Genomic DNA, 1,105 nt, shown 5'->3' with positions numbered 1-1,105 from the left:
TCCTAGTAGTTAATTTCTCAAAATGAATATAAAGTCAAAAATTAAGAGTAAATAACCACAAAAGAGCCATGCATAGACTTGGCTAACAGGGAGAAGAGTGGGAAAGAGAGTGGATAGAGGGGGAAACGGCGCCGCACTATTCCTATGAGGCGCCTTTGGTGATTAGCGTTTTTGTCGCTGCGCAAGCATCGGCAGTACGTGTTGATCGCCTGTTGCTAATAGCGCTTGACCGAGACTCTCGTGCCATTGCGGCCATACGCGATACACATAAGGGTCTTGGGCTTCACCAGGATTAAAGCCCCCGATAAAGGCATCACGCATCGCTTTCAGCGCTTTGTCTTGGCCGGTGTCACTGTTATCGAAGCCTTTTTTGCCATCTCGGGCTTTTATCCCGGCCCCGACCGTACTTGGCAGATAAGTAAGCGGCTGATTCAGGCCATTTTGATAGTCTTCAACCAAGGCTTGTAGATGTGCAAGCGCGTCACCTTTGCTGAGTGGGGAAAACTCGATGGTTTCTTTCACGCCCACCAACGTGCTCGGCACCGCTTCGCCCATCGCGCATTGGCATAAATGATCGATCCATACCGCAAGCTGATGACGCACGGTCAGATCGCCGCAATGAAACCGCACCAAGCTGTCTTGATAACGCCGATTAAGCCAACCTTGCACTTGCACCTCACCTAGCGCGGTGGTGAGCGTCAAATTTAGTTCAAGATCGGGGCGCGGCGCGGCGAGCAAAGGCGTTAAACGTTGGTACATATCACGGATCACCGTGACTTGCGTATCCAAGGTCAGTTCGCCAAAGTACGCCAAAGGCAACTTGCCCTGGCCACGCTGTCGGGCCATAAAATCCTGCACACTTTGGGGACTGTCATCGGTTTCAATAAAGTGCGCTAACAGCTGATCACGCAGCTGAAAGCGGTGCAAGGTATCTAAACTAAAGGGTTCGAATTCTTCTAGCGGCGCTTCTAACTGCTCAAAGAAGACTTTCAAGCGGCGTTGGAAAAAATAGCGCACGGGCAACCGCCAAAAGCGCTGCAACTCAGCTAACTCAATCACAGGATCCTGGTGGCTGTCCGGATCAGGGCTTAACGCATCGCCAATA

Annotated in this window: 1 pseudogene; it reads right to left on the bottom strand. The window is 51.2% G+C overall.

Annotated elements, in window-relative coordinates:
• Positions 1-162: 162 nt before the first annotated feature.
• Positions 163-1,105 (bottom strand): annotated as a pseudogene (gene recC, locus BZG79_RS15870) (exonuclease V subunit gamma); the annotation flags it as partial.

This window comes from Salinivibrio sp. MA427 (genome assembly GCF_001996115.1).
GTDB lineage: Bacteria > Pseudomonadota > Gammaproteobacteria > Enterobacterales > Vibrionaceae > Salinivibrio > Salinivibrio costicola.
The sequence above is the reverse complement of the archived record's forward strand: the minus strand, read 5'-3'. Positions and strand labels throughout refer to the sequence as shown.